The organism is Psychrobacter sp. 78a-MNA-CIBAN-0178 (genome assembly GCF_040309625.1).
GTDB classification, from domain to species: Bacteria; Pseudomonadota; Gammaproteobacteria; order Pseudomonadales; family Moraxellaceae; genus Psychrobacter; species Psychrobacter okhotskensis.
Genome location: NZ_JBEOOZ010000137.1, coordinates 1 through 267, shown reverse-complemented (window position 1 = coordinate 267; position 267 = coordinate 1). Strand labels below are relative to the sequence as shown.

The following is a 267-nucleotide window of genomic DNA, read 5'->3' as shown; positions in this document are numbered from 1 at the left end:
GGATAATAAAGGCACAAATGCCTTCACCGCGAATGGGATGCGGCATACCGACTACGGCAGCTTCTACCGTTGCTGGATACGAGTCTATCGCACTTTCAATTTCAGCAGTACCCAGTCTGTGCCCTGAGACATTTAACACATCATCAACACGCCCCGTAATCCAGTAGTGACCGTCTTCATCACGCTGCGCGCCATCGCCAGTAAAATAATAACCCGGATATTCAGTAAAGTAAGTCTGCAAAAACCGCTCATGGTCATTATAAATAC

1 protein-coding gene is annotated in these 267 nt (G+C 47.2%); it reads right to left on the bottom strand.

Annotated elements, in window-relative coordinates:
- The coding region (locus AAEY80_RS14585) for an AMP-binding enzyme (RefSeq protein WP_502945562.1) at positions 1 to 267 on the bottom strand (267 nt) is incomplete at both ends.